The organism is Rathayibacter oskolensis (genome assembly GCF_900177245.1).
Classification (GTDB): domain Bacteria; phylum Actinomycetota; class Actinomycetes; order Actinomycetales; family Microbacteriaceae; genus Rathayibacter; species Rathayibacter oskolensis.
This window is the reverse complement of sequence record NZ_FXBM01000002.1, coordinates 538871-564452: the sequence shown is the minus strand read 5'-3', so window position 1 is coordinate 564452 and position 25582 is coordinate 538871. Positions and strand designations below refer to the sequence as shown.

The following is a 25582-nucleotide window of genomic DNA, read 5'->3' as shown; positions in this document are numbered from 1 at the left end:
CCGAGCTAGGGTGCAGGGGCCCGGCGAGCGCACCCCGCGCCGTCGCCCGACCCGCGAGGACGCTCATGGACGCCGACACTCCTCCGCCGCTCCTGGTCGGCATCGTCGGCACCGGAGGCGTCGCCCACTTGCACGCCGCCGCCCTGACGGGCCGCCGCGATGCCCGCCTCGTCGCCGCGATCGACACCGACGCCGACCGGGCGCGCGCGTTCGCCGCGCAGTACGGCATCGCGACCTCGGGCACGTCGTTCGCCGACCTCCCCGAGGTCGACGTGCTGCACCTCTGCACGCCACCGGGGGTGCACGCCGAGCAGGCCGAGGCCGCCTTCGCCCTCGGCGCGCACGTCGTCGTCGAGAAGCCGCCGGCCCTCTCCCTCGCCGAGGTCGACCGGATGCTCGCCGCGGCCGAGCAGGCGGGTCGCCGCCTCGCCGTGGTCTTCCAGCAGCGCACCGGCACCGCCGCCGCGCACACGCGCGCCCTGCTCCGCTCGGGCGCACTGGGCCGCCCGCTCGTCGCGCGCTGCGACACCCTCTGGTACCGCGACGACGACTACTTCGCGGCGCCGTGGCGGGGCCGCTGGGAGACGGAGGGGGGAGGCACGACCTTCGGTCACGGCATCCACCAGCTCGACCTGCTCGCACACCTGCTCGGCGACGTCGACGAGGTGTCGGGGCAGGCCTGGCGCCTCGGCCGCGACATCGAGACGGAGGACGTCTCGACGGCCGTGCTCCGCTTCGCCTCCGGCGCCGTCGCCTCGGTGCTCACGAGCGCGGTGTCGCCCCGCGAGTCGAGTGCGATCCGCATCGACACCGAGCGCGCCACGATCGAGCTCGAGCACCTCTACGGGCACGGGCACGCCCACTGGCGGATCACCCCCGCGCCGCACGTCGACGCGGTGGAGACCGCGGGCTGGGCGTTCCCGCCCGACGAGGTGCCGAGCGGCCACGCGGCCTATCTCGACGCCGTCTACGCCTCCTTCCGCTCCGGAGAGCCGCTGCCCGCTGTCGCCGACGCGCCGACCCGCTCGCTGGAGCTCGTGGTCGCGCTCTACCTCTCGACCCGCCGCGGCGGACCGGTGCGGATCGAGGAGCTCCGGACCGATCCGGCGCTGCGCACGGCCGCGCGCGCCGACGTGGTCGACCTCCGCCGGGAGCCGCGGTGATCCTGGACGACGGGATCGCGACCCTCGTCATCGAGGACCCCCGCACCCCGGCCCGCGACTCCCCCCGCCCCTACCTGCACCCGGTCTCGACGCCCGGCGGCGTCGTCGTCTCGGACCTGCGCCCGCCGGATCACGACTGGCACCTCGGCCTGTCGCTGGCCGTCGCGAACCTGAGCATCAGCGACGAGCGGGTCGACGCGAACTTCTGGGGCGGTGTGACCTGGGTCGCCGGGGAGGGGTACCGGCAGCTCGACAACAACGGCTCGCAGCGCGTGCTCGCGCAGGACGGCTCGACGCTGGATCTCGGCTGGATCGACGCCTCCGGGAGGCTGCTGCTGCGCGAGCGGCGGAGCCACTCGGTGCACCGGCCCGGCGCGGGGGCGGCGGTGCTGACGATCGCGAGCGAGTGGAGCCCCGTCGTCGACGGCCTGCGATTCGGCTCGCCGACGACCGCGGGCCGCCCCGGAGCGGGCTACGGCGGGCTCCTCCTCCGGCTCACCTCGGCGTTCGGGGCGGCACTCGTCCTGACTCCCGAGGGCGCGACGACGCCGGAGGCGGCGATGGGCGCCGAGTCGCCGTGGCTCGCGCTCTCGACCGGCGCCGCGACCGTGGCGATCGCCGCCTCCCCGGCGAACCCCGTCACTCCGTCGCCCTGGTTCGTGCGCACCGGGGCGACCCCGATGCTCGGCGCCGCCCCGTTCTTCCACCGCGAGTGGCCTCTCGAGGGGCCGGCGCGCTGGAGCTGGCGGGTCGTGCTCGCCGACGGCCCGCTCGACGCCGCCGGCATCACGGCGGCGCTCGCGTGAGCCGACCACTGCCGCTGCGCGACGACGCCTTCGCCGAGCCCTACCGCGATCCCGTCCTCGACGGGCCGACGGACCCGGTGCTGGTCGCCGACCCCCTACGCGGCGAGTGGCTGCTCTTCTACACGCAGCGACGCGCCTCCCTCGATCTGCCGGGGGTGCAGTGGGTGCACGGCAGCCGGATCGGCGTCGCCGCCTCGACCGACGGCGGGGCGAGCTGGCGCTACCGCGGCACGGTCGCCGGGCTGGACGCCGGCCTCAGCGCCGATCCCGCCACGCTCTGGGCCCCGGACATCGTCCGCATCGGCGACCGCTGGCAGATGTTCGTGACCCGGATCGACGGCACGCCGGACGACTGGAGCGGCCGGGCGGCCATCGCCGTGTTCGACAGCGAGGACCTCGTGCGCTGGCGACCGCGCGGCGAGATCGACCTCGGCTCCGATCGCGTCATCGACGCCGCCGTCGCTCGGACCGGCGACGGCCGGTGGCGGCTCTGGTTCAAGGACGAGCGGCGGGGCTCGACCACCGGCGTCGCCGTCAGCGACGACCCAGCCGATCCGTCCTCCTGGCACGTGGAGGGCGTGGCGATCGACGGGCGTCCGCACGAGGGGCCGAAGGTGTTCGAGCTGTCCGGCCGCTTCTGGATGATCGTCGACGAGTGGCGCGGGCTCGCCGTGCACCACTCGCCCGACGGCGCGACCGAGTGGCGGCGTCAGCGGGAGGCCGAGGGGCTGATCCTCACCGCGCCCGAGCGGACGGCCGACGGCGCTCCGGTCGCCGCCCGGCACGCCGATGTCGTGCCGCTCGGCCACGATCGCGCCCTGGTCGTCTACTTCACGCATCCGAAGTGGGACGGGGTCGAGCTCGCGGACATGCCGCCGACTGCGTCGCGGCGCCGTTCGCACATCCGCTCGGCCGTGCTCACGGTCGTCGACGGCGTGCTCGTCTGCTCCGGTGACGCAGTCGCCGCTCCCGTGCACGCACAGCCTCGGGAGGCTGCCGGCGGCCCTCGCCCTGACGGTTGCGCAATCGGCGCTTGACGCCGTCACGGCGGCGACGTACTTTAGGGCAAACGCTTTCCCGAAACGTTTCACAGGCGCGTCGGGGTTCGAAACAATGATGTTCTCGAAAGGACGAAGATGTTCCGCACACACAGCACCCGCGTCGCAGCAGTGGCCGTCATGGCCGCGGCCGCACTCGGACTGACGGCCTGCTCCGGTGGGGGCTCCGGTGCCTCGGCCACCGTCGACCCCGACGAGCCGATCACCCTCGACTACACCTTCTGGGGCAACGACGACCGCGCCGCGCGCTACGACGAGGCCATCGCGCTGTTCGAGGAGGAGTACCCGAACATCACGATCAACTCCACCTTCACCGACTACGGCGGGTACTGGGAGAAGCGCCAGACCGAGGCGGCCGGCGGCGGGCTCCCCGACGTGATGCAGTTCGACTACACCTACCTCCGCCAGTACGGCGACAACGGCCTGCTCGGCGACCTCTCCGAGTACTTCGGCGGCGTGGTCGACGAGAGCACCATCTCCGAGGATCTGCTCGCGACCGGCGAGCTCGACGGCGCGACCTACGCAATCCCCACCGGCTACAGCGCCTGGGCGATCTTCCAGAACCAGGACCTCCTGACGGCCAACGGCCTCGAGCCCTACCCCGGAGGCGGCACCTGGGACGACTACGCGGCCTACGTCGCCGACGTCACCGAGAAGACCGGCGGCGCCGTCTACGGAGGCACCGACTACACCGGCCGCATCCAGAACTTCGAGCTGCAGCTGCGCGCCGACGGCAAGGAGCTGTTCACCGAGGACGGCGAGCTCGGCTTCACCGAGGACGACCTCGCGGCGTTCTGGGAGCAGGGCGACGAGATGCGCACCACGACCGGCGTGCCGGCCGCCCGCCTCCAGGAGCTGCTGCCCAAGTCGGGCTTCGGCGCCGGCATCGCGACGAGCGAGATGAGCTGGAGCAACTTCCTCGGCGGCTACATCGGCGACAGCGGCGCCTCCGAGATCGTCATGACCGCGCCGCCCACCGCGGATGAGGGCTCGAAGGACCTCTACCAGAAGGTCGGCCTGATGCAGGCGATCTCCTCGAGCACCGAGCACCCCGAGGCGGCGGCGACGTTCCTCGACTTCCTGATCAACAGCCCCGACGTCGGCGAGATCTTCGGCGCGACCCTCGGCATCCCCGCCTCGTCCGAGCAGCTCGAGGGCGCGAACCTCGAGGGCCCCGACAAGCAGGTCGCCGACTACCTCGACTCGGTCGAGGACCGCATCGGCGAGGCTCCTGCCGCACCGGTCGCCGGCTACGGCGCGATCGAGGCCAACTTCCTCGACCTCGGCACCAGCCTGGGCCTCGGCGCCGTCAGCGTCGACGAGGCCGTGCAGCAGTTCTTCGACGAGACCGCCGTCACGCTCGACAACTGATCCTCCACCGATCCGTGCAGCAGCCAGGAAAGGCACCTCATGACGACGACGTCGACCCCGAGCGGCACCGCCGCATCCGGTCGCGTCGCCCCCGCCGACGGCCGGACGAGCACCCCTCGTCCGGCCGGAGGCGAGGCGCGACGCCGCCCGAAGCGGGACACCCTGGCCGGCTACGCATTCCTCTCGCCGTGGCTCATCGGCTTCGTCGGGCTCACGCTCGGCCCGATGCTGATGTCCCTCTACTTCTCCTTCACCGACTACAACCTGTTCACGTCTCCCGAGTGGATCGGGCTCGGCAACTTCGAGCGCCTCCTGGGCGACCCCAAGTTCCTGCAGTCGGTGCAGCTGACGCTCGCCTACGTGTTCATCGGCACGCCGGTCAAACTGGCCGCCGCGCTGCTGGTGGCGATGCTGCTGAACTACAGCGCGAAGGGCACCGGGTTCTTCCGCTCCGCCTTCTACGCACCGTCGCTGATCGGCGCGAGCGTCAGCATCGCCATCGTCTGGCGGGCGATGTTCTCGACCGACGGACCCGTCGACTCCGGGCTGCAGATCTTCGGCCTCGACATCGGCGGCTGGGTCGGCGTCCCCGCGCTCATCCTGCCGATGATGATCATCCTGGCGGTGTGGCAGTTCGGCGCACCGATGGTGATCTTCCTCGCCGGCCTCAAGCAGGTCCCGGCCGAGCTCTACGAGGCCGCGATGGTCGACGGAGCCGGACCCTGGCGCAAGTTCCGCAGCGTCACCCTGCCGATGCTCTCGCCGGTGATCTTCTTCAACCTGCTGCTCGAGATGATCAACGCGTTCCAGGTCTTCGCCTCGGCGTACATCATCGGCAACGGCACGGGCGGCCCGGCCGGGGCGACGAACTTCTACACGGTGTACCTCTACACCCGTGCGTTCACCAACAACCAGATGGGCTACGCCTCGGCGATGGCCTGGGTCCTGCTGCTGTTCGTCGGCGTCCTCGCCTTCGTGCTGTTCAAGACCCAGAAGAGCTGGGTGCACTACTCGGGAGACACGCGATGACGACCTTCGACACCACCCTCCCCTCGGCCGACACGCAGGCGCTCACCGAGCCCGCGCCGCCGACGCGCCCCCGCCGCAAGCGGCCGAAGACCGCCACCCTGATCTGGGTCGCGGCCATGATCGTCCTGACGGCGGTCGTGCTCTACCCGCTGGTCTGGATGGGAGCCGCGGCGTTCAAGCCCAACAGCGAGTTCGGCGGCCAGACCTCCCTGCTGCCGCAGAACCCGACCATCGACAACTTCGTCAAGGTCTTCGCCGGAGTCGGAGGAGTGCCGCTCTGGCAGTTCTTCCTCAACTCGACGGTGCTGGCGGTCGGCTCCGTCATCGGAGTGGTGATCTCGTCGTCGATGGCGGCCTACGCCTTCGCGCGACTCGACTTCCGCGGTCGCCCGCTCTACTTCGCGCTCATGATCGGCACGCTGCTGCTGCCGATGCACGTGCTGCTCATCCCGCAGTACACGATCTTCCGCACGCTCGGGATGATGGACACCTACTGGCCGCTGCTGATCGGCAAGTTCCTCGCGACCGAGGCGTTCTTCGTCTTCCTGATGGTCCAGTTCATCCGCAACCTGCCCCGCGAGCTCGACGAGGCCGCGCGGATCGACGGAGCCGGCCACCTGCGCATCTTCGGCTCGATCACGATCCCGCTGATCCGCCCGGCGCTCATCACCTCGTCGATCTTCGCCTTCATCTGGAGCTGGAACGACTTCCTCGGTCCGCTGCTCTACCTGAACACCCCCGAGAAGCAGCCGCTGCCGCTCGCGCTGCGGGTCTACAACGACCAGACGTCGGCCTCCGACTACGGTGCGACGATCGCGGTCTCGGTGCTCGCGCTGCTGCCGGTGCTGATCTTCTTCATCATCTTCCAGCGCTTCCTGGTCGACGGGGTCGCGACGCAGGGCCTCAAGGGATGAGCGCCGCGCGCTCCCGGCGTGCCGCACGGGAGGCCCGGGCGGCCTCGGCCGACGGCACGGCGCTCCGCTGGCCGGGAGCGGCGAACAGGTTCGCGCTCTTCGCCGAGGTGCTCTTCACGGGCGTGCTGATCACGGTGCTCGCCCTGCCGCTGGTGACGCTGCCGCTCGCCCTCGCTGTCGGTGCACGCCACCTCCGCCGCTTCGTGCTCGACGAGCCGTCGACCCTCGCGGCGGCGTGGGCGGAGGCTCGCGCGGGCCTCGTCCGGTCCCTCCCGATCGGTCTGGGGCTGATCATCGCGATCGGAGTGGTCGCCCTCGATCTCGCGCTCGTCGCGGGCGGCGGCATCCCCGGCGCAGCGGCCGTCGCCGTGGTCTGCTCGGCCGCCCTCGCCGCCGCGCTGGTGGTGCTGCTCACGGCGTGCACCCTGTGGACGCCCGACTCCCGCTGGGCTCCCCTCCTCAGGGAGGCGGCCGGCCTCTGCGTGCGCGATCTCCGCGGGTCGGGCGCCGTGCTGGTCGCCCTCGTGCTCACCGTGGTGGTCACCTGGCAGCTCGCTCCGCTGATCGTCCCCGCCCTCGGCTGCGCGGTGTTCGCCGCGGTCGCCGTGCGGCTGTCTCGGACGACTGTCGGATAGCACCCCGGACCGGGTGTTCTCGGGGGCGCCGCCGACGGTGGGCGCTGAGCCCGGGTGGCAGAATGACGACCGTGGAGCGGGCACGCAGCCCGCCGAGGAGTGAGCGATGGCATCGAGGGATCGCACCGCGGCCGTGACCCTGCACGACGTGGCCCGCGAATCCGGGGTCTCGCTGGCCACCGCCTCTCGCGCTCTGAACGGCAGTGCCCGCAAGGTCAACGACGAGTACCGCGCCCGTGTGATCGCGGCGGCGACCAAGCTCGGCTACTCCCCCAACCTCTCGGCCCAGGCCGTGGCCAAGGGCACGACCTCGACCGTCGCGCTGCTGGTCAGCGACATCGCCGACCCCTACTTCTCGAGCATCGCCTCCGGAGTCCTCGCCGCGGCCGAGGCGGCCGGGCTCGTGGTGACGATCGCCGTCACGCATCGCGATCCGGTCCGCGAGCTCGACCTGGTCCGCACGCTGCGCGGCGGGCGCCCCCGCGTGATGCTGCTCGCCGGCAGCCGCTTCGACGACGAGGCCTCGCGCGACGCGCTCGTCGCCGAGCTCGAGTCGTTCGAGCGCACCGGCGGCCGCGTCGTCATGCTGAGCCAGCGGTCGCTGCCGTTCCCGACGGTCCAGCTCGACAACCGGGCGGGCGCCCGCGCTCTGGCCGAGGAGCTCGTGGCACTCGGCTACCGCCGCTTCGCGATCGTGCACGGACCGACCAGCCTCCTCACCTCCTCCGACCGGATGCAGGGCTTCACGGACGGCCTCGCCGCGCACGGGGTGACGGTGGATCCGGCGCACGTCGTCGAGACCGCGTTCACCCGCGACGGCGGGCACGCGGCGACGCTCCGGCTCCTCGACGAGCACGGCGGCGACATCGATCTCGTGTTTGCAGTGAACGACGTGATGGCGATAGGCGCCTCCTCGGCGCTGCGCGACAGGGGCATCGAACCCGGGCGCGGCATCGGCGTCGCCGGCTTCGACGACATCCCGACCCTCCGCGACGTGAGCCCGGCGATCACGACGGTGGCCGTGCCCCTCGCCGAGCTCGGCAGCCGCGCGATCGCGATGGCCCTCGACGACGAGGCCGACGCCGAGTCCTCCGTCGTCCTGCCCACGGCGGTCGTCGTGCGCGAGAGCACGCCCGGGCTCGCCTGAGCACCTCCGGCTCGCAGAGGGCGGCCGCGAACGCGGCGGGAAATCGCTTGCCCGACCAGCCTCGGGCGCATACGATGCGGTAAACGCTTTCCGTTCCGCTCACGAAAGGGCTCACCGTGTCAGAGTCGACCACGCCCCGCACCATCGGCATCATCATGAACGGCGTCTCGGGCCGCATGGGCTACCGCCAGCATCTCGTGCGCTCCATCCTCGCGATCCGGGAGCAGGGCGGAGTCCTGCTGTCCGACGGCACCCGCGTGCAGGTCGAGCCGCTGCTGGTCGGCCGCTCGGAGGCGAAGCTGGCCGAGCTCGCCGCGAAGCACGGCCTCGAGCACTGGACCACCGACCTCGACGCCGCGCTCGCCGATCCGGCCTGGCCGATCTACGCCGACTTCCTCGTCACCAAGGCCCGCGTCCCCGCGATCAAGAAGGCCATCGCGGCCGGCAAGGACATCTACACCGAGAAGCCGACGGCGGAGTCGTACGCCGAGGCGCTCGAGCTCGCTGAGCTCGCGAAGGCGGCCGGCGTCAAGAACGGCGTCGTGCACGACAAGCTCTACCTGCCCGGCCTGCAGAAGCTCAAGCGGCTGATCGACTCCGGATTCTTCGGCCGCATCCTCAGCGTCCGCGGTGAGTTCGGCTACTGGGTGTTCGAGGGCGACTGGCAGGACGCCCAGCGCCCGAGCTGGAACTACCGCAGCGAGGACGGCGGCGGGATCGTCGTCGACATGTTCCCGCACTGGAACTACGTGCTCGAGAACCTGTTCGGACCCATCGAGGGCGTCTACGCGAAGGCGACCACGCACATCCCGACCCGGGTCGACGAGGCGGGCGATCCGTACACGGCGACGGCCGACGACGCCGTCTATGCGATCTTCGACGTCGCCGGCGGCGTCACGGTGCAGCTGAACTCCTCCTGGGTGGTCCGCGTCGATCGGCGGGAGCTCGTCGAGTTCCAGGTCGACGGCACCCTCGGCTCGGCGGTCGTCGGCCTCTTCGGCGCGAAGGTGCAGCCGCGGGTCGCGACCCCCAAGCCGACGTGGAACCCGGACCTCCCCGAGACCCACGACTACGCGCAGGACTGGCAGGAGCTGCCCGTCAACGACGTCTTCGAGAACGGTTTCAAGACGCAGTGGGAGCAGTTCATCCGGCACGTCGTCGAGGGCGCTCCCCACGAGTACGACTTCTTCGCGGGCGCCCGCGGAGTCCGCCTGGCGGAGCTCGGCCTGGAGTCGTCCCGCGAGGGCCGTCGGATCGACGTGGCCGCCCTCGACGCCGCAGCGGATGCGGAGGCGCTCGCCTCCGTCGAGGTCGCCTCGTGACCGCCGTCACCCTGCTGGAGCGCGACGGCGGGATCCGCGCGGTCGAGCTCGCCGAGGCGCCCGCGCTGATGCGGCCGGTGACGCCGCTCGCCTCCCGCGTCGCCTACGCCGCCGCCCATGTCGTCCCGCTCGTGCACGGCGAGAACGTCCCCGGGCACCCGGCCCAGGTCGACTGGGAGGCGACGCTGGCCTTCCGGCACCACGTCTGGTCGTGGGGTCTCGGAGTCGCCGACGCGATGGACACCGCCCAGCGCAACATGGGCCTGGACTGGCCCGCGACCCAGGAGCTGATCCGTCGCAGCGCCGCCGAGGCCGCCTCCGTGGGCGCCTCGCTCGTCGTGGGCGTCAACACCGACCAGCTGACCGAGGAGGTCGTGCCGCTCACGCGCGTCATCGACGCCTACCTCGAGCAGCTCGCCTTCGCCGAGGACGCGGGCGCCGGCGTGGTCATGATGGCCAGCCGGCATCTCGCCCGGGCGGCGTCGTCCGCGGCCGACTACGAGCGCGCCTACGCGGCGGTGCTCGCGCGGGCCTCGGCGCCCGTCATCCTGCACTGGCTCGGCGACGCGTTCGACCCTGCCCTCGCGGGCTACTTCGGCTCCTCCGACGTGACGGAGGCGTCGGACACCGTCGTGCGGATCATCGAGAACGACCTCGCCTCGGTGAGCGGCATCAAGATGTCGCTCCTGGACGCGGACGCCGAGATCGCCCTGCGCGCTCGGCTCCCCCGCGGCGCGACGCTCTACACCGGCGACGACTTCAACTACGTCGGCCTGATCGAGGGCGGCGCGGATCCGGACGGCGAGGTGCGGCACTCCGACGCCCTCCTCGGCGCCTTCGCCGCCGTCGCGCCGAACGCCTCCGCAGCGATCCAGGCGCTCGACCGCGACGACACCGCCGAGTACCGCCGCCTGCTGGGGCCCACAGAGGCGCTGTCGCGCCAGGTCTTCGCGGCGCCGACGCAGTACTACAAGACCGGCGTCGCCTTCCTCTCGTGGCTCAACGGCCACCAGCAGGCCTTCTCGATGGTGGGCGGGCTGCACTCGGCGCGCTCTCTCCCGCACCTCTCCGAGATCGTCCGGCTCGCGAATGAGGCCGGTGCACTCGAGCGCCCCGAGCTGGCCGCCGCGCGGTGGACGCAGCTGCTCGCCCTGAGCGGCGTCGACGCGGTGCGCACGGTGCTGGTGTGAGCGCCGGCGCGGTCACCGTCCATCCGCGGCTCTCGCTCAATCAGGCGACGATCAAGCACGCGTCTCTCGCGGAGGCACTCGATGTCACGGCTTCGGCCGGCTACACCGCCATCGGCCTGTGGCGCGAGCCCGTCGCCGAGGTGGGCCTCGACGCGGCGGTGCGCCTCGTCTCGGCAAGCGGCCTGCGCGTCTCCTCCCTCTGCCGCGGCGGCTTCTTCACGGCGGCCGAGGGCGCGGAGCGGCGGGCGGCGATCGACGACAACCGCCGCGCGGTCGACGAGGCGGCGGCTCTCGGCGCGCCCGCGCTCGTGCTCGTCGCGGGGGGCCTCCCGGCGGGGTCCCGCGACCTGATCGGCGCGAGGGACCGGGTGCAGGACGCGCTCGCCGAGCTCGCTCCGGCGGCGCTGGACGCGGGCGTGCAGCTCGCGATCGAGCCTCTGCACCCGATGTACGCCTCCGATCGGGCGGTCGTCTCGACGCTCGGGCAGGCGCTGGACCTCGCGGCGCCCTTCGCGCCGGCCGCCGTCGGCGTCGTGATCGACACGTTCCACGTCTGGTGGGATCCGGAGGTGCTGCCGCTGATCGCCCGCGCCGGCGCCGAGGGCCGCATCGCGAGCTACCAGGTCTGCGACTGGGCGACGCCCCTGCCGGCCGATGTGCTGCTGGCGCGGCACCACGTCGGCGACGGCGTCATCGACTTCGCCGAGCCGACCCGGGCCGTCGCGGCCGCTGGCTACACCGGCGACGTCGAGGTCGAGATCTTCAACCAGGCGATCTGGGACACCGCGTTCGCCACCGTCGCCGACCGCGTGGCCGCCTCCTTCGCGGAGCACGTGGCGCCGCACCTCTGAGTGAGGAGGCATCGTGCAGCAGGCCCTTGACGAGTCACTTGTTTTTAGCAAGTATGGGCGCACCGACCCACTCGAAGAGGAGAGCACCATGACCGCGATGTTCGTCAACCTGCCCGTCACCGATCTCGAGCGCGCGAAGGCGTTCTACACGGCGCTCGGCTTCCGGATCAATCCGGCCTTCACCGATCACAACGCCGCGTGCGTCGTGGTCGAGGAGGACCACAGCTACTTCATGATCCTGGTGCGCGAGTACTTCCAGACCTTCAGCGACCGGCCGATCGGCGACCCGGCCACCAGCGTCTCGGTCACGACCGCGATCTTCGTCGACACCCGGGACGAGGTCGACGAGGCGGTCACCGCCGGCCTCGCCGCGGGCGGCACGGAGGAGCGCCCCGCCGCCGACTACGGCTTCATGTACCAGCGGCAGCTGACCGACCCCGACGGCAACCTGCTCGAGTTCGGCTACATGGACCCGGTCGCCGCCGCGCAGGGCCCGGAGGCGTTCACGGCCGAGCAGGCCTGAGGTCGATGGCGGCACGCGACTACGGGCAGTACTCGGCGCTCACGCGGGCGGTCGAGCTGGTCGGCGAGCGCTGGGCGCTGCTCATCGTCCGCGACCTGCTCGTCGGCCCGCGCCGCTACGGGGAGCTCGCCCAGGGGCTCCCCCGCATCCCGAGCAACGTCCTCGCGGCCCGGCTGAAGGAGCTGCAGGCGGCCGGGATCCTGCGTCGGGCTCCGCGCTCGCGGGTGATCGTGTACGAGCTGACCAACTACGGCCGCGAGCTCGAGCCGATCGTGCTCGCGCTCGGCGCCTGGGGGTTCAAGGCGCTCGGCGACCCGCGCGACGAGCAGGTCGTCACTCCGGAGTCGTTGACCGTCGATCTGCGCACCGCGTTCCGTCCGCTCGTGGCGGCCGAGCTGCCGCCGACCGCGTACGCGGCGCAGCTCGGCGGATCCGAACTGCTGATCCGCGTCGACGGACCGCTGCTCGCCGTCTCGCGCGGCGACGAGCCCGCCGCGCCCGTCGACCTGGCCTTCGACGCCGGCGACGGCCTGCACCGCCTCATCTCGGGCGCGCTCACTCCCGACCGGGCCATCGCCTCCGGAGCGGTGCAGGTGCTGCGCGGTCAGGGCGCGCTGCTCGGGCGCTTCGCGAGCACCTTCCACCTGGCCGCCTGACCCGGGTTGTCGCGGGCGCGTCGAGTCCGCGCTCAGAACGGCGGCGGCTGGTCGTCGAACCGTGGTCGTGGGCGCGGCTCGGGTGGGCGGCCGGGGAGGACGGGTGGTCGGGTCGTGACGCGGCGGCCGGTCGGAGTCGTCCAGTCGGCGGTCCCGTCGGGGCGGAGGGTGTAGGTCCACCGGTCGCCGTGGCGGACGTGATGGTGCCCGACGCACAGGGAGGCCAGGTTCTGGAGGGCGGTCTCGCCGCCGTTCCGCCACTCGATCGTGTGATCGGCCTCGGCGGTGGCGGCGGTGCGGGTGCAGCCGGGGAACCGGCAGGTCTGATCGCGCAGCTGCAGGTGCAGGCGCATCTGCGGCGGCGGGACGCGGTGACTGCGTCCGACGGAGGCGACCGCGCCGGTGTCCACATCGGTGAGGACCCGGGTGAAGGAGGCGCCCGTCGCGACGAGTGCCCGGGCGACGTCGGCGGGGACCGGTCCGTACCCGTCGAGGTCGGCGTGAGCGTCGTCCAGGCCCGCGGCGGTGCTCGCAGCCAGGGTGAGCCGCACCTCGGCGCGCACTCCCGGCACGAACGTCGCCGAGGTCGTCTCCTCGTCGCTGATCGGCGTGGTGCCGGCGACGTCGCCGTCGCAGAGCAGATCGGCCAGCGCGTCGGCGCGCAGCTGCGCGAGCGTGCGCTCGTCAGTCGCGGTGTCGCTGTCGGAGCTGTCGCTGTCTTCTGAGCTTCGCAGCGTGCGGGCGATCCGGTCGAGGCGGTCGAACGCTCCGACCGCGGCCGGCGCAGGCAGGTAGGCGCAGAGCGTGGCCATCCCGTCGACCTCGGGCGTGATCCAGACGGCGCGATCCTCCCGCGCACGAGCATGCCGCTGCGCGAGTGGCTGCTCGTGCAGTTCCTCGCGCAACCGTGCGACGGCTCGCCGCAGCTGGGTCGGAGTCATCGACACGGCCAGCTCCGCGGCGCGCTCGTCGAGCGCAGCGCGGGAAGCGACCGGCAGGGAGCCCGCGGCGTCGCAGATCAGCCGGCCCGACTCCCACCGCATCCGCGCCGCCGCCAGCGCCGCCCGGGTGAACGGCAGGTCCTCCATCAGCAGCTGCGCCTGCTCGAGCTCCCGCGACGCGACCCGCTCCGACACGCCCAGAGCGACCGCGAACTCCGCGCGGATCGACCGCTCGACCAGGACGTCCGACTCACTCCGCGACAGGCCGCGCGCGAACGACTCCGGGCACGCCAGCGCCGCGCGATACCCCGCGTACAGCTCCTCCGCAGCGGCCAGCAGCACCGGCGCCGCGGAACGGGCGAGGTCGGCCGCTCGATCGCCGTGCGCACGCACCGCCTCCAGCACCGCCCCCGCCGAAACCACCTCTGTCATACGGGTATTGAAGCAGGGACCACCGACACGCCATCGTCCCGACCACCCTCACCAGACGAATCGACCCCCGCGGCCCCCTGTGGAGGAACGATGCACCCGCCCCGCGCTCTCGCGAGGGCTCGCTGCTCCGGTCAGTCGGCCTGGGCCCGAGCCGCCCGCAGAGCATCCGCCGACTGCTGGGCCGCCCGGCGGACGTCCCGGTCGGGATCGCGGAGCATGGCGGTCAGGGTCTGCTCGACACTGGCCGCGAACTCGCCCTTCTCGTCGCGCCCCGAGGCCGTGCCGGCCAGCGCGACCGCGAGCAGTGCCCGCGCTCCCGCCGCCCGCACTCGGGGATGCGCGTCGGTGGTGAGCCGGGCGAGCTTCTTCTGCCCACCGAGGACGCGCTCGGTGCAGACCCTGGCGCACATCTCGCGGACCCGCCACGAGGCATTGGCCAGGCCCGCGATCACGGCGTCGGCGGCGTCGTCGTCCCAGACGTAGAGCAGGGCGCGGGCGCCCCAGAGCTCCGGCCAGTACAGCGAGGGCGCACCGTTCAGGATCCCCTCGGCGTGCTCGCCGCCGACCGTGAGCAGGAACGCCTCCCCCTCGTAGCCACCGCCGAGCAGGGCGGCCGAGCGCAGAGCGACGGTCCGCTCGCCTTCGCGGGCGACCTGGGCGCGCAGTCGATCCTCGAGGGAGTCGGTCGGAGAGACGGTGGGTTCGTTGTCGGCAGCCATGAGGCTCACCAGGCTACTCGGGGGTGCGGCCCGCGACGACGGAGCGCCTCAGGATGCGCGCGGGCGCCGGAGCGCGCCGTGAGACAGTGGAGTGTGTCGACGGACAGCCTGCCGATCCCGCAGCCGCGCTCGCGGGTCCGGCGGTTCCGCCGCTTCGCGCGACTCGGCTTCGCCGTCAACGGTCTGCTGCACCTCGTCATCGGCGCGATCGCGATCCGGCTCGCGCTCGGCGACACGTCGACGGCGGAGGCGGACCCCTCCGGTGCGATCGCGGGACTCACGAGCGCACCCCTCGGGAGCTCCGCCGCCTGGCTCGCGTTCAGCGCCGTGCTCGCCCTCGGCCTCTGGCAGCTCACCCTCGGCGGCCGGTCGGACAGCACGAGCCGCACGACCCGCTGGGGGCGCCGCGTCGTCGAAGCGGGCAAGGGGCTCGCCTCGCTCACACTCGCCGCGACCGCTCTCGTCTTCGCCCTGGGCGGCTCGACGAGCTCCTCGCAGACCATCAGGACCGTCAATCAGGAGCTGGTCGCCAGCACGACGGGTGTGATCGTCCTCGGCCTGACCGGCGCGATCGTGCTCGGCACCGGCATCGGCTTCGTCGCGATCGGGATCCGGCGCGGCTTCCGGAAGCTGATCCGGGTGCCCCACGGCCGTCGCGGCCGCGTGGTCACGACCCTCGGCACCACCGGCTACGTGGCGAAGGGAGTCGCGATCGGCATCGCCGGCGGCATCTTCATCACCGCGGCGTTCACCGGCGACGCCGACAGCGCCACAGGCCTCGACGGCGCCCTCCGGTTCCTCGCCGTGCCGCCCTACGGCACGATCGTGCTCGCGCTCATCGGCGTGGGGCTGATCATGTACGGGGTCTTCCTCCTCGCCCGCGTGATGCTCGCCCGCCTCTGACCGCCCGCCGCATCCTGGTCCGGCGTCACCGCCCCGCGGCTAGATTGGGCGGGAGATGACAGTGGATCCTGATTCGCGCGCGTGGCAGCGGTCTCCGGCGAGCGCCGATCAGCGGCGGGTCGACGCCGCGACCGCCGCCGCCCTCTTCGGAGCCGGCATCCTCTCGCTCGTGCTCGGCCGGGCGATCGGCCTGTGGCCGGATCCCGCGGAGCCCGTCCTCAGCATCGGCCTCCTCGCGCTCGTGACGCTCCCGCTCGCGTTCCGTCGCGTGCAGCCCGGGGCCGTCCTCGCCGTCACGGGCGCCGCGTTCGTGCTGGCCGGAGAGCTGAGCGTGCCCGAGGCCACCATCACCAACATCGCCCTCTTCATGGCGCTGTACAGCGTGGGGGCGTGGGACCCGAACCGGTCGCGGGCCGGCTGGGCGCGCGGCGTGCTGGTCGCCGTGATGGGCGTCTGGCTGATGATCACCTTCTTCCGCGCGAGCACGCAGGATCTCGACTTCGACGGCGAGGGCATCGGCGCCCTCACCCCGGTCGCCGCCTACATGCTGCAGCAGGTCCTGATCAACCTGCTCTACTTCGCCGGCGCCTGGTGGTTCGGCGACCACGCCTGGTCGTCGGCGCGCCAGCGGGCCCTGACCGAGTACCGCACGCGGCAGCTCGAGGACGAGCAGTCGAAGGTCGCCCGGCAGGCGATCACGATCGAGCGCCTGCGCATCGCCCGCGAGCTGCACGACGCGGTCGCCCACCACGTGTCGCTGATGGGCGTCCAGGCCGCGGCGGCGCGGACGCTGCTCGGCACCGATCCGGGGCGCGCGCAGCAGCAGCTGGAGGCGCTGGAGGCCACCTCGCGGGCAGCGGTCGGCGAGCTCTACCAGCTCCTCGGGACCCTCCGCGACGAGGAGTCCGCGATCGGGCCGGTCACCGCCTCCCTCGGCCTCGACTCCCTCGAAGCCCTGGTCGAGGACGCCGTCTCGGCGGGGCTGCGGGTCTCGCTCGAGCGGGTGGGCGAGCCGTTCGACGTGCCTCCGCTCGTGGGGCTGAACCTCTACCGCATCGCTCAGGAGTCGCTGACCAACGTGCTCAAGCACGCCGGCCCCGGCACCCGGGCGAGCGTGACCGTGCGGTACGACGACGACGCGGTCGAGCTCGAGGTGGCCGACGACGGGCTCGGCCGCCCCGGCCCGCGTCAGCGCAGCGGCGGCCTCGGCCTCGTCGGGATGCGCGAGCGCGCGGCGACCCTCGACGGCACGTTCGAGGCGGCGGCGCGCTCGGGGTCCGGGTGGGTCGTCCGAGTGTCCGTGCCCCTGGGGGTCCGGGTATGAGCGACGTCCGGGTCGTCCTCGTCGACGATCACGCCCTGATGCGGCAGGGGATCAGCACCATCCTGTCGGCGCAGGCCGGCATCGACGTCGTGGGTGAGGCCTCGAGCGGCGAGGAGGCTCTGCTGGTCGTCGCGAGGACCCGCCCGGACGTCGTCTGCATGGACGTCGAGATGCCGGGGATCGGCGGACTCGAGGCGACGCGGCGGATGCTGGCCGACCCCGCCGAGACCGCCCGGGTGCTCATGCTGACCACCTTCGAGCGCGAGGACTACCTGCTGGCGGCGCTGGACGCCGGAGCGAGCGGATTCCTCCTGAAGAACTCCCCTCCCGAGCAGCTCGTCTACGGCGTGCGGGCGATCGCCGCCGGGGAGGCTCTGCTCGCGCCCGAGCTGACCCGCGCGGTCATCGAGCGGGCCGTCGCCCTCGACAGGTCCCGGCCGTCGGCCGTGCCGACGGGAGCGGTGCCCGATCAGCTGACCAGGCGCGAGACGGAGGTCCTCCGGCTGATGGCGCAGGGGCTGTCGAACGACGAGATCGCCGAGCGGCTGGTCGTCGGTCGCGCGACCGTGAAGACGCACGTCTCGAACGTGCTCCTGAAGCTGTCGCTCCGCGACCGGGTGCAGGCCGTCGCCTACGCCTACCGGTCGGGCCTCGTCGACTGACGCCTCCGTCGCAGGACTCCGCCTCGAGACGGAGGGGCGACGTCACCCCCGGGCCGGAAGCGGTGGGCGCGTCCCGCTCGTAGCGTGGAGACGTCAACCCGGACCGAGGAGGTCTACATGCTCAGCGTGCAGAACATCAGTCGCAGCTTCGGCAGCCATCGCGCCGTCGACGACGTCAGCTTCGATGTGGGTCGGGGGCGCCTCACCGGCTTCGTCGGCGGCAACGGGGCCGGCAAGACCACGACGATGCGGATGATCCTGGGCGTCCTGCGGCCGGACTCCGGCACGGTGACGCTCGACGGCGCGCCCGTCGGCCAGGCCGCACTCCACGGCTTCGGCTACATGCCGGAGGAGCGGGGCCTCTACCCGAAGATGGAGATCGGCGAGCAGCTGGCCTACCTCGCCCGGCTCCACGGCATCGACAAGGCCACCGCCGTGCAGCGCGCGGACGACCTGCTCGAGCGCCTCGGCCTCCTCGAGCGCCGGCGCGACAAGCTCGAGGCGCTGTCGCTCGGCAACCAGCAGCGCGTGCAGGTGGCGGCGGCGCTCGTGCACGACCCCGACGTCCTGATCATGGACGAGCCCTTCTCGGGCCTCGATCCGCTCGCCGTCGACGAGGTCGTCGCGGTCATCGCCGAGCACGCGGCGCGCGGGATCCCGGTGCTGTTCTCCTCCCACCAGCTCGACGTGGTCGAGCGCCTCTGCGACGACCTCGTGATCATCGCGGGCGGCCGGGTGAAGGCGGCGGGCTCGCGGGAGGATCTCCGCGAGCAGTACGCGGGCGACCGGTGGGCGCTCGAGACGAGCGCGGACGTGGGCTGGGTCCGCGGCGTACCGGGGGTCGAGGTCGAGGAGCTCGCCGGCACGACCGCGCTGTTCCACGCCGACCCCGCGGCCGCCGACGTCGTGCTCCGCTCGGCGGTCGAGCGGGGAACGGTGTCGGTGTTCCGGCCGGTGCGGCCGACGCTCGGCGAGATCTTCCGCGACATCGTGGTGACCGCGCCCTCGGGCGCCGACGAGAAGGTGACGGCAGCCTGATGAGCAGCAGCAGCAGCACGACGACCGGCAGCGCGGGCGACGCCCGCCTGGGCACCTGGGGCGCGACGCTCCTGGTCGCCGAGCGCGAGATCCTCTCGCAGGTCCGCTCGAAGGCCTTCCTCATCTCGACGGTGATCACGCTCGCGCTGGTCATCGGCGGGATCGTGCTCTCGAGCGTGCTCGGGAACCGCGCGGCCGAGGCGACCCCGGTGGCGGTCGTCGGCTCCGTGACCGCCGCCGTCGCCGACTCCGACGCTCTCGACGTCACCGACGTCGCGACCCGGGGTGAGGCGGAGGAGCTGGTCCGCTCCGGATCGGTCGATGCGGCGCTCGTCCCCGACGACTCGGCGATCGGCTTCTCGCTCGTCGCCCTCGACGAGGCCCCTGAGGGCCTGGTCTCGGCCCTCTCGGTCAGTCCCGCGGTCGAGCTCCTCGATCCCTCCGAGACCCCCTCCGGTCTGCGCACCCTCATCGGACTGGCGTTCGGGCTCGTCTTCATGCTCGCCGTGATCGGCTCGGGCGCGACGATCATGCAGAACACGGTGCAGGAGAAGCAGTCGCGCATCGTCGAGATCCTGCTCGCCGCTGTCCCCGCGCGCGCACTGCTGGCCGGCAAGATCCTCGGCAACTCGGTGATCGGAGTCGGCACGGCCGCGGCGATCGCGGCCGCGTCGGCGCTCGGGCTGGCGATCACGGGTCAGACCGAGCTGCTGGATCTGCTGTCGGCGCCGCTGATCTGGTTCGTGGTGTTCTTCGTCTTCGGCTTCGTCCTGGTGGCCAGCGTCTTCGCCGCCGGTGCCGCACTGGTGTCGCGGCAGGAGGACACGGGCTCGGTGATGACCCCCGCGATGATGCTCGTGATGGTCCCCTACTTCGGAGTCGTGTTCTTCGGCGACAACGCGCTCATCATGACGATCCTGTCGTACGTCCCCTTCAGCGCCCCCGTCGCGATGCCCGTGCGCCTGTTCTTCGGTGAGGCGGAGTGGTGGGAGCCGCTGGTCTCCCTCGCGCTCCTCGTCGCCGCGACCGGCGCGGTGATGGCGGTGGCGAGCACCATCTACACGAACTCGCTGCTGCGCATGGGATCGCGGGTCAGCCTGCGCGAGGCCCTGAAGGCGAGCTGATGCGCCTACCGCTTCACGGGCCGCGGCGGTAGTCGTCCGTCCGTTCCGATCGATCGGAATCGCGCGCCCTAGGGTTGACGGATGACTGCTACCGGCGCTGGTTTCGAGGCACACGACGTCGTGATCGTGGGGGGCGGGAACGCGGGGCTCTCGGTCGCGGGGCGCCTGCGCCGCTACGGGATCTCGGACGTCGCGGTGATCGAGCCGCGGGAGACGCATCTCTACCAGCCGATGTTCTCGCACATCGCCGGCGGGACGGCTCCGGCCTCGAAGGCGACCCGGCCGCAGGGGTCCGTGACCCCGAAGGGCGTCACCTGGATCAAGGACCGCGCCGGGAGCATCGATCCCGAGGCGAAGACCGTCACCCTCGCGTCGGGCCGGACGATCGGCTACGGGCAGCTCGTCGTGTGCCCCGGCATCCAGAAGGACTGGTCGTCGGTCCCGGGGCTCGTCGAGGCGATGGAGTCGCCCGTCGGCGTCTCGAACTACGAGTTCGACTACGCCCGCAAGGCGTCGAGCGTGCTGCGCGACGTCCGCTCCGGCACGGTCGTCTTCACCCAGCCCAGCGGCCCGGGGACCTGCTCGGGAGCATCTCAGAAGCCGATGTACCTGGCGTGCGACTACTGGCGTCAGACGGGGGTACTCGCCGACATCCACGTCGTGCTCGTGGTGCCCACACCCACGCTCTTCGGGATGCCGCTGATCGACGGCGAGCTCGAGCGCAAGGTCCGCGAGTACGGCATCGACGTCCGCTACAACCGCGAGCTCGTCGAGGTCGACGCGGCAGAGCGGACGATCGTCATCGCGGGGCGCGACCGCAGCACGGCCCTCCTCGGTCCCGACAGGACCTCGCGCGCGGAGGCCGACCAGCGCGAGGTGCTCTCGTACGACGTGCTGCACGCCGTGCCTCCGCAGTCGGCTCCGGACTGGCTCGCCGGCTCGGATCTCGGGGTCGACGGCGACCCGGACGGCTTCGTCGAGGTCGACCCCCTGACGCTCCGTCACCCCCGGTACCCCGACGTGTGGGCGCTCGGCGACGCGGCCGCCACCACCAACTCGAAGTCCGGCGGCGCACTCCGCCAGCAGACCACGACCCTCGCGAAGAACCTCGTCTCCGCGCGCAAGGGCAGGCCGCTGCCCCAGACCTACAACGGCTACTCGGTGTGCCCCTTCGTCGTCTCCCGCTGGACGGTGGTCTTCGCCGAGTTCGACGACCGCTACCGCCCGAAGCCGACCGTGCCGTTCTGGAAGGGACTCGCGAAGGAGCGCCGCCTCACCTACCTCGCCGACCGCTACGTGCTGCCGTGGGTGTACTGGAACCTGATCCTCCAGGGTCGCGCGTAGCGCGCGGCCGTCGCGATCGCTCCGGATGCCCGCGGACCCGGGCGCCGGGGTCAGGCGTCGACGGGGTCGGAGCCGGCCGCGGCGTCGAACCGGCGGCGGTGATCGGCGATCGCCTGCTGGTGCTCGCCGACCCACTCGCCGACGGAGGCTGCCACGCACTGCAGCGAGCGCCCGAGCGGGGTGACCTCGTACTCGACGCGCGGAGGGACCTCGGCGTAGACGGTGCGGGTCACCAGGCCGTCCCGCTCGAGGGCGCGCAGGGTGACGGTGAGCATCCGGCGGGAGATCCCGGGGATCAGCTCGGCGACCTCTGTGAAGCGCTGGCGATCGGTGCCGAGGACGCCGATGACCAGGAGGGTCCACTTGTCCCCGATGCGCGACATCAGCGACCGGAAGACCTCGGGCGAGTCGCCCGTGCACAGCTCGCGCATCGAGGGCATGGACTCGCCGAGGCGCTCCTCCAGGGTCTTGGTTCCCGTGTCCGACGGCATCGGTCCTCCTTGCGTTACCGCCGGGTAACAGGGGCTCGTTTGCGGTAACAGGAAGCCAGCGTACAGAGTTACCGATCGTAACCAAAGGCCGGGCGGCCGATCCGGACGTGCTCCGCGGAGGCCGGCCCGGGTACGCGCCGGTTCGTCCGATCCGGGTTCTCTGAAGGAGAAGAATGTCCCTGTTCCGTCTAGACGCCAGCATCCGCATCGAGGGCTCCACGAGCCGTGCTCTCGGAGACATCGTCGAGAGCGAGTGGCGAACCGCTCACCCCGATGCCGAGATCGTCCGCCGCCACCTCGGCGCCGACCCCCTCCCGTCGACCTCGTGGTCGGAGGCGGTCGCGGGTTCGATGACACCGCCCGACGCGCGCACCCCCGGGCAGCTGGCCGCGGCGGCCCTCGCGGCGACGCTGACCGACGAGCTGGAGGGAGCCGACGCGCTGCTCTTCGCCGTGCCGCTCTACAACTACGGCGTCTCGCAGCACTTCAAGACCTACATCGATCTCGTGCTCACCGACCCGCGCCTGGCTCCCGGCACGCCGGCCTCGATCGCGGGCAAGCCGGCGGTCCTCGTGACCGTCCAGGGCGGCAACTACGCGGCCGGGACCCCGCGCGAGGGGTGGGACCACGCGACCGGATGGATGCGCCGCATCCTCGAGGACGTCTGGCAGCTCGACGTCGAGGTGGTCACCCGCGAGTTCACCCTCGTCGGGGTGAACCCCGCGATGGACCAGTTCACCGAGATCGCCGACGAGCTCAAGGCCCTCGCCGAGAAGCGCGCCGTGGAGCACGGTCGCACGCTCGCCGCTCGCCGTCTGGCCGCCTGAGCCCTTCCGCGCGGGGCGCCCGCCCGATGCGTCCCGCGCGGGCACGGCCGAGAGCGCCGGATCGTCGCTCTCCGTGGATGCGGCATCCGCCTGCGCGGGAATCAGCCGTAGTAGTCACCGAAGTACCGCGGCCACAGGGTCGCCCTGGTCTCCGTGTACTTCTTCACGCACATCGACGTTCCTCTGCCGGGATCCTCGTTCCAGGCGCCGGCGGGATAGCCGCCGCGGAACTCCGATCGCCGACTCGACTGAGTCGCGCCATACACCCTGAGATCCGGGATCCGCTTCCACCGCCCGATGTTGCGAGGCCCCCAGGGCGAGCTTGCCAGCAGGTCGGTGGAGAAGTGGGTGAACGTCGAGCTGAGATCTCCGGGGGCGTGATCACCGTTCTTGGGAAACCACATCTCGGTGACCGAGGACACCAGTGTTCCCGAGGGCGTGAGGAGAAGAGCGTGCCCCTGGATGCGACCCGAGAAGTCTCCTCGAGCGGCACTCGACGTGTCCTGGACCATCTTCATCTCGAGACGTGAGCGGTCTGCGCGATCGACATCGACCGACACCACCCAGAAGGCGTCTCTGTACGAATCCTGTCCGTTGTGTCGATGAGCCGAGTTCCAGAGGGGTTGCCCGTCTTCGAGGAGTCGGTTCGCGCATCGTCTCGCGAACTGTCGAAGACGCGACTCCCACGGGCCGGACGCCTCGTCGAGGACGGGGTCGTGCCAGCGAGAGAACGTGTCCACTCTCGAGCCGACCTTCTCAGCAGCTGACTCCTCACGCGGTCTGAAAAGACTGCTCCAGAATCCCATCGGCCTTCTCCCTCCAGCGGCGCCGCAGGCGGCTGATCGCCGTCGAGACGGCTCGGAACTGCGGCCGAATCGAACGCGCCGGCTGCACGCCTGCTGCCGTCGTCACCGACGCTGATCGACCCGCATCGAGGCGGGGTGCCGCTCACCGTACAGGGCTGACTGGGTGGCGCGGTAGAGAGGAGAACCACCGGTCGGTCGTGCGACGCGATCTCGAAGAAGGGGTACGTCACCTGACGGAAGGCGCCGCAGCCCGGCGGACGGATCATGGTCGGGAGGCGTCCGGGGACGGGCCACTCGACGAGGAGAGAGGAGTCTTCGATGACAGTCATCGCCATCATCGGCACGGGTCGCGTGGGGGCGGGGTTCGCCGAGGCGGCCGTCGCAGCGGGCCACCGGGTCGTCCTCGCGAATTCGCGCGGCCCGGAGAGCCTGACCGACCTCGTCGCGACCCTGGGCGAGGGGGCATCGGCCGACACGGTGAGCGGTGCCGCGGAGAGGGCGGACATGGTCCTCCTCGCGGTGCCGCTGCACCGCTACGCCCAGCTGCCGCCCTCGGCACTGGAGGAGAGGATCGTCATCGATGCGGGGAACTACTACACCGACTGGTCGGGGCACATCGAGGAGCTGGACGACGAGTCCACCACCACCTCGGAGCGTCTGCAGTCCCTGTTCCCCGCCGCCCGAGTGGTGAAGGCGTTCAACAACATCTACGCCGAGGACATCGCGACGGACGCCCGCCCGAACGGCGGGACCCGGAGGGCGCTCGCGGTGGCGGGCGACGACGCGGAGGCGAAGCAGGCGGTCGTGACGCTCATCCTGAGCATCGGGTTCGACGTGGTGGATGCGGGTCCGCTGAGCGAGGGGTGGCGATTCCAGCGCGGGACGCCCGCCTACGTCGTGCCGCTCGGCAGCGACGAGCTGAAGGACGCCCTGGCCGGCGCCCGGCGCTATCGGGACATGGCTGACGACGACATCGCGCCGAACCGCACCCACCGCATGTCCGCCGACTGAACGGCGATCACGCAGCGCGGGGCGTGCGCGGCCGCGAGTAGAGCCGCGTGGTGAGCAGACCGAGGGCGACGGCGACGAGCGCGCCGAGGCCGATGTGCAGCCAGGCCGCGTACAGGCCGGCCTCCGGGACCGCGTCGAAGTACAGGATGGCGCGCACGCCCTGCAGCACGGGACGGAAGGGCTCGACGAACGAGATCGCCTCGAAGAACCCGGGCACCGCGCTCAGCGGCACCGTCCCGCCGGAGGCCGTCATCGACAGGGCCACGAAGAACAGTGTGTTCGCCAGGGATCCGATCCCGCTGCCGAGCAGCGCGAACACGCTGAGGGCACCGAGTCCGACGGCGGCGATGGCGGCCGAGGACAGCGCCCAGAGCTGCACCGGGTCGGAGATCGGGATACCGGCGAGGTGCGCGACGAGTTCGACCAGCAGCGCCGTGAGAGGCGCGGCCGCGACCATGACGCCGTACTTGACGAGGAGGGTGTGCCGTCGCGAGAGGGGCAGGGCGGGACGGCGGATGACCAGCGGACCGAGCTCGCTCGGCGAGAATCCGCGGGCGGAGTCGACGAGCGGGTTGACGACCGAGGCTCCGACGAAGCCGATCAGCAGGAGGATCAGCGCGTAGTAGAAGGCGCTGGTGCCGAAGCCGGCGGAGGCGGGCAGTGCCCTGTAGGCGCTCGTCTCGACGTCGAACGGAGCGGCGAGGAGCTGCGTCTGCGCGGGAGTCGTCGGCGCACCGCTCTGCGCCACGCCGGCGGTGAGGGTCCGGCCGAACTCCTGGTCGACGCCGGTCAGCAGCGGAGAGACATTGGCGGTGAGCAGACCGCTGCTGATGCCTCCGTCGCCCGCGTTGGTCCGGATCTCGATGGTCGGTCGGCCGATCGCACCGTCGGTGCCCGGGAGGAGCGTCTGAACGGCCGCGTCGAAGGTCGCGGGGATCACGATCGCCCCGGCGAGGTCGTCGTTCCGCATCCGCTGATCGAGCTCAGCGCTGTCCAGGACGATCAGATCGATCTTCTCGGAATCGACGCCGCCGGTGATGGCCGAGGCGACCGTGGCCGCGAAGTCGGTGCCCGCACCCGCTCCCTCCTGCGGCTCGACGACGAGCCCGACTCGCATCCCGTGCAGATTCGCCTGCGGGTCGACGGTCGCCGACAGGTAGACGGCCGGGAAGAGCACGGCCAGTCCGAAGATGAGGACCAGCGGCATCAGCCACGTCCCCGGGTTCAGAGCGAAGGTCAGGCGGGATCTCATGAGGGTCTCCTTCTAGATAGTGGACTATCCACCTGTTGGAGAG

26 protein-coding genes are annotated in these 25582 nt (G+C 71.9%); 21 read left to right on the top strand and 5 right to left on the bottom strand.

Features of this window, described 5'->3' with window-relative positions; all coding sequences use genetic code 11:
* The first annotated feature begins 65 nt into the window (after positions 1–65).
* The 13 genes from B9Y99_RS11730 (at position 66) to B9Y99_RS11670 (ending at position 12665) form a co-directional block, all read left to right on the top strand.
* On the top strand, positions 66–1163 hold the full coding sequence (locus B9Y99_RS11730) for a Gfo/Idh/MocA family protein (protein ID WP_085476780.1): 1098 nt from the start codon (positions 66–68) through the stop codon (positions 1161–1163).
* Positions 1160–1969, top strand: a complete 810-nt coding sequence (locus B9Y99_RS11725) for a DUF6807 domain-containing protein (RefSeq protein ID WP_085476779.1) — start codon at positions 1160–1162, stop codon at positions 1967–1969. Before B9Y99_RS11730 ends, B9Y99_RS11725 begins: the two co-directional genes overlap by 4 nt.
* Positions 1966–3006 carry a glycoside hydrolase family protein gene (locus tag B9Y99_RS11720; protein ID WP_208856944.1) on the top strand — a complete coding sequence of 347 codons (1041 nt, stop codon included), beginning with the start codon at positions 1966–1968 and terminating at the stop codon, positions 3004–3006. The genes B9Y99_RS11725 and B9Y99_RS11720 overlap by 4 nt, the downstream gene beginning before the upstream one ends.
* Before the next feature lie 99 nt (positions 3007–3105).
* A complete protein-coding gene (locus tag B9Y99_RS11715; RefSeq protein ID WP_085476778.1) occupies positions 3106–4398 on the top strand; it encodes an ABC transporter substrate-binding protein in 1293 nt (430 codons plus the stop codon).
* 39 nt (positions 4399–4437) lie between these two features.
* Entirely contained in the window at positions 4438–5427 is a 990-nt protein-coding gene (locus B9Y99_RS11710) for a carbohydrate ABC transporter permease (RefSeq protein WP_085476777.1), read from the top strand.
* Positions 5424–6341 carry a carbohydrate ABC transporter permease gene (locus B9Y99_RS11705; protein ID WP_085476776.1) on the top strand — a complete coding sequence of 306 codons (918 nt, stop codon included), beginning with the start codon at positions 5424–5426 and terminating at the stop codon, positions 6339–6341. The genes B9Y99_RS11710 and B9Y99_RS11705 overlap by 4 nt, the downstream gene beginning before the upstream one ends.
* Entirely contained in the window at positions 6338–6976 is a 639-nt protein-coding gene (locus tag B9Y99_RS11700; RefSeq protein ID WP_085476775.1) for a hypothetical protein, read from the top strand. The genes B9Y99_RS11705 and B9Y99_RS11700 overlap by 4 nt, the downstream gene beginning before the upstream one ends.
* A gap of 106 nt (positions 6977–7082) precedes the next feature.
* The gene (locus B9Y99_RS11695; protein WP_085476774.1) at positions 7083–8123 is read left to right on the top strand and encodes a LacI family DNA-binding transcriptional regulator; all 1041 of its coding nucleotides are present in this window, start codon (positions 7083–7085) and stop codon (positions 8121–8123) included.
* 155 nt (positions 8124–8278) lie between these two features.
* The gene (locus B9Y99_RS11690) at positions 8279–9445 is read left to right on the top strand and encodes a Gfo/Idh/MocA family protein (RefSeq protein ID WP_085477373.1); all 1167 of its coding nucleotides are present in this window, start codon (positions 8279–8281) and stop codon (positions 9443–9445) included.
* Entirely contained in the window at positions 9442–10635 is a 1194-nt protein-coding gene (locus tag B9Y99_RS11685) for a dihydrodipicolinate synthase family protein (protein ID WP_085476773.1), read from the top strand. Before B9Y99_RS11690 ends, B9Y99_RS11685 begins: the two co-directional genes overlap by 4 nt.
* Positions 10632–11486 carry a sugar phosphate isomerase/epimerase family protein gene (locus B9Y99_RS11680; protein ID WP_085476772.1) on the top strand — a complete coding sequence of 285 codons (855 nt, stop codon included), beginning with the start codon at positions 10632–10634 and terminating at the stop codon, positions 11484–11486. The genes B9Y99_RS11685 and B9Y99_RS11680 overlap by 4 nt, the downstream gene beginning before the upstream one ends.
* An 88-nt stretch (positions 11487–11574) precedes the next feature.
* A complete protein-coding gene (locus B9Y99_RS11675; protein ID WP_085476771.1) occupies positions 11575–12009 on the top strand; it encodes a VOC family protein in 435 nt (144 codons plus the stop codon).
* 5 nt (positions 12010–12014) lie between these two features.
* On the top strand, positions 12015–12665 hold the full coding sequence (locus B9Y99_RS11670; protein WP_085476770.1) for a winged helix-turn-helix transcriptional regulator: 651 nt from the start codon (positions 12015–12017) through the stop codon (positions 12663–12665).
* Between the two features lie 32 nt (positions 12666–12697).
* Here B9Y99_RS11670 and B9Y99_RS11665 read toward each other — a convergent pair whose 3' ends face one another.
* Both B9Y99_RS11665 and B9Y99_RS11660 read right to left on the bottom strand, forming a co-directional pair.
* Positions 12698–14038: an HNH endonuclease signature motif containing protein gene (locus tag B9Y99_RS11665; protein ID WP_085476769.1), complete on the bottom strand. Its 1341-nt coding sequence runs from the start codon at positions 14036–14038 to the stop codon at positions 12698–12700.
* Between the two features lie 131 nt (positions 14039–14169).
* A complete protein-coding gene (locus B9Y99_RS11660; RefSeq protein WP_244274886.1) occupies positions 14170–14757 on the bottom strand; it encodes a HEAT repeat domain-containing protein in 588 nt (195 codons plus the stop codon).
* Between the two features lie 78 nt (positions 14758–14835).
* Between B9Y99_RS11660 and B9Y99_RS11655 the strand changes: the two genes are divergently transcribed.
* The 6 genes from B9Y99_RS11655 (at position 14836) to B9Y99_RS11630 (ending at position 21152) form a co-directional block, all read left to right on the top strand.
* Complete coding sequence (locus tag B9Y99_RS11655) at positions 14836–15660, top strand: DUF1206 domain-containing protein (RefSeq protein ID WP_165759605.1); 825 nt, start codon at positions 14836–14838, stop codon at positions 15658–15660.
* 55 nt (positions 15661–15715) lie between these two features.
* Positions 15716–16984, top strand: coding sequence for a sensor histidine kinase (locus tag B9Y99_RS11650; protein ID WP_085476767.1), 1269 nt, complete (start codon positions 15716–15718; stop codon positions 16982–16984).
* Complete coding sequence (locus B9Y99_RS11645) at positions 16981–17646, top strand: response regulator (protein WP_085476766.1); 666 nt, start codon at positions 16981–16983, stop codon at positions 17644–17646. The genes B9Y99_RS11650 and B9Y99_RS11645 overlap by 4 nt, the downstream gene beginning before the upstream one ends.
* A gap of 117 nt (positions 17647–17763) precedes the next feature.
* The gene (locus B9Y99_RS11640) at positions 17764–18684 is read left to right on the top strand and encodes an ABC transporter ATP-binding protein (RefSeq protein ID WP_085476765.1); all 921 of its coding nucleotides are present in this window, start codon (positions 17764–17766) and stop codon (positions 18682–18684) included.
* Entirely contained in the window at positions 18684–19808 is a 1125-nt protein-coding gene (locus B9Y99_RS11635; protein WP_085476764.1) for an ABC transporter permease, read from the top strand. Before B9Y99_RS11640 ends, B9Y99_RS11635 begins: the two co-directional genes overlap by 1 nt.
* An 81-nt stretch (positions 19809–19889) precedes the next feature.
* Complete coding sequence (locus tag B9Y99_RS11630; protein ID WP_085476763.1) at positions 19890–21152, top strand: NAD(P)/FAD-dependent oxidoreductase; 1263 nt, start codon at positions 19890–19892, stop codon at positions 21150–21152.
* 50 nt (positions 21153–21202) lie between these two features.
* Here B9Y99_RS11630 and B9Y99_RS11625 read toward each other — a convergent pair whose 3' ends face one another.
* Positions 21203–21643: a winged helix-turn-helix transcriptional regulator gene (locus tag B9Y99_RS11625; protein ID WP_342097152.1), complete on the bottom strand. Its 441-nt coding sequence runs from the start codon at positions 21641–21643 to the stop codon at positions 21203–21205.
* Between the two features lie 173 nt (positions 21644–21816).
* Between B9Y99_RS11625 and B9Y99_RS11620 the strand changes: the two genes are divergently transcribed.
* Complete coding sequence (locus tag B9Y99_RS11620; RefSeq protein ID WP_085476762.1) at positions 21817–22470, top strand: FMN-dependent NADH-azoreductase; 654 nt, start codon at positions 21817–21819, stop codon at positions 22468–22470.
* Positions 22471–22571: 101 nt separating this feature from the next.
* On the opposite strand, the gene B9Y99_RS11615 is transcribed toward B9Y99_RS11620, so the two are convergent.
* Positions 22572–23276 carry a hypothetical protein gene (locus tag B9Y99_RS11615; RefSeq protein ID WP_129588009.1) on the bottom strand — a complete coding sequence of 235 codons (705 nt, stop codon included), beginning with the start codon at positions 23274–23276 and terminating at the stop codon, positions 22572–22574.
* A 318-nt stretch (positions 23277–23594) separates the two neighbouring features.
* Between B9Y99_RS11615 and B9Y99_RS11610 the strand changes: the two genes are divergently transcribed.
* Complete coding sequence (locus B9Y99_RS11610) at positions 23595–24287, top strand: NADPH-dependent F420 reductase (protein WP_085476760.1); 693 nt, start codon at positions 23595–23597, stop codon at positions 24285–24287.
* Positions 24288–24294: 7 nt separating this feature from the next.
* Here the strand turns inward: B9Y99_RS11610 and B9Y99_RS11605 are convergent, their stop codons facing one another.
* A complete protein-coding gene (locus B9Y99_RS11605; RefSeq protein ID WP_085476759.1) occupies positions 24295–25539 on the bottom strand; it encodes an ABC transporter permease in 1245 nt (414 codons plus the stop codon).
* Positions 25540–25582 lie beyond the last annotated feature (43 nt).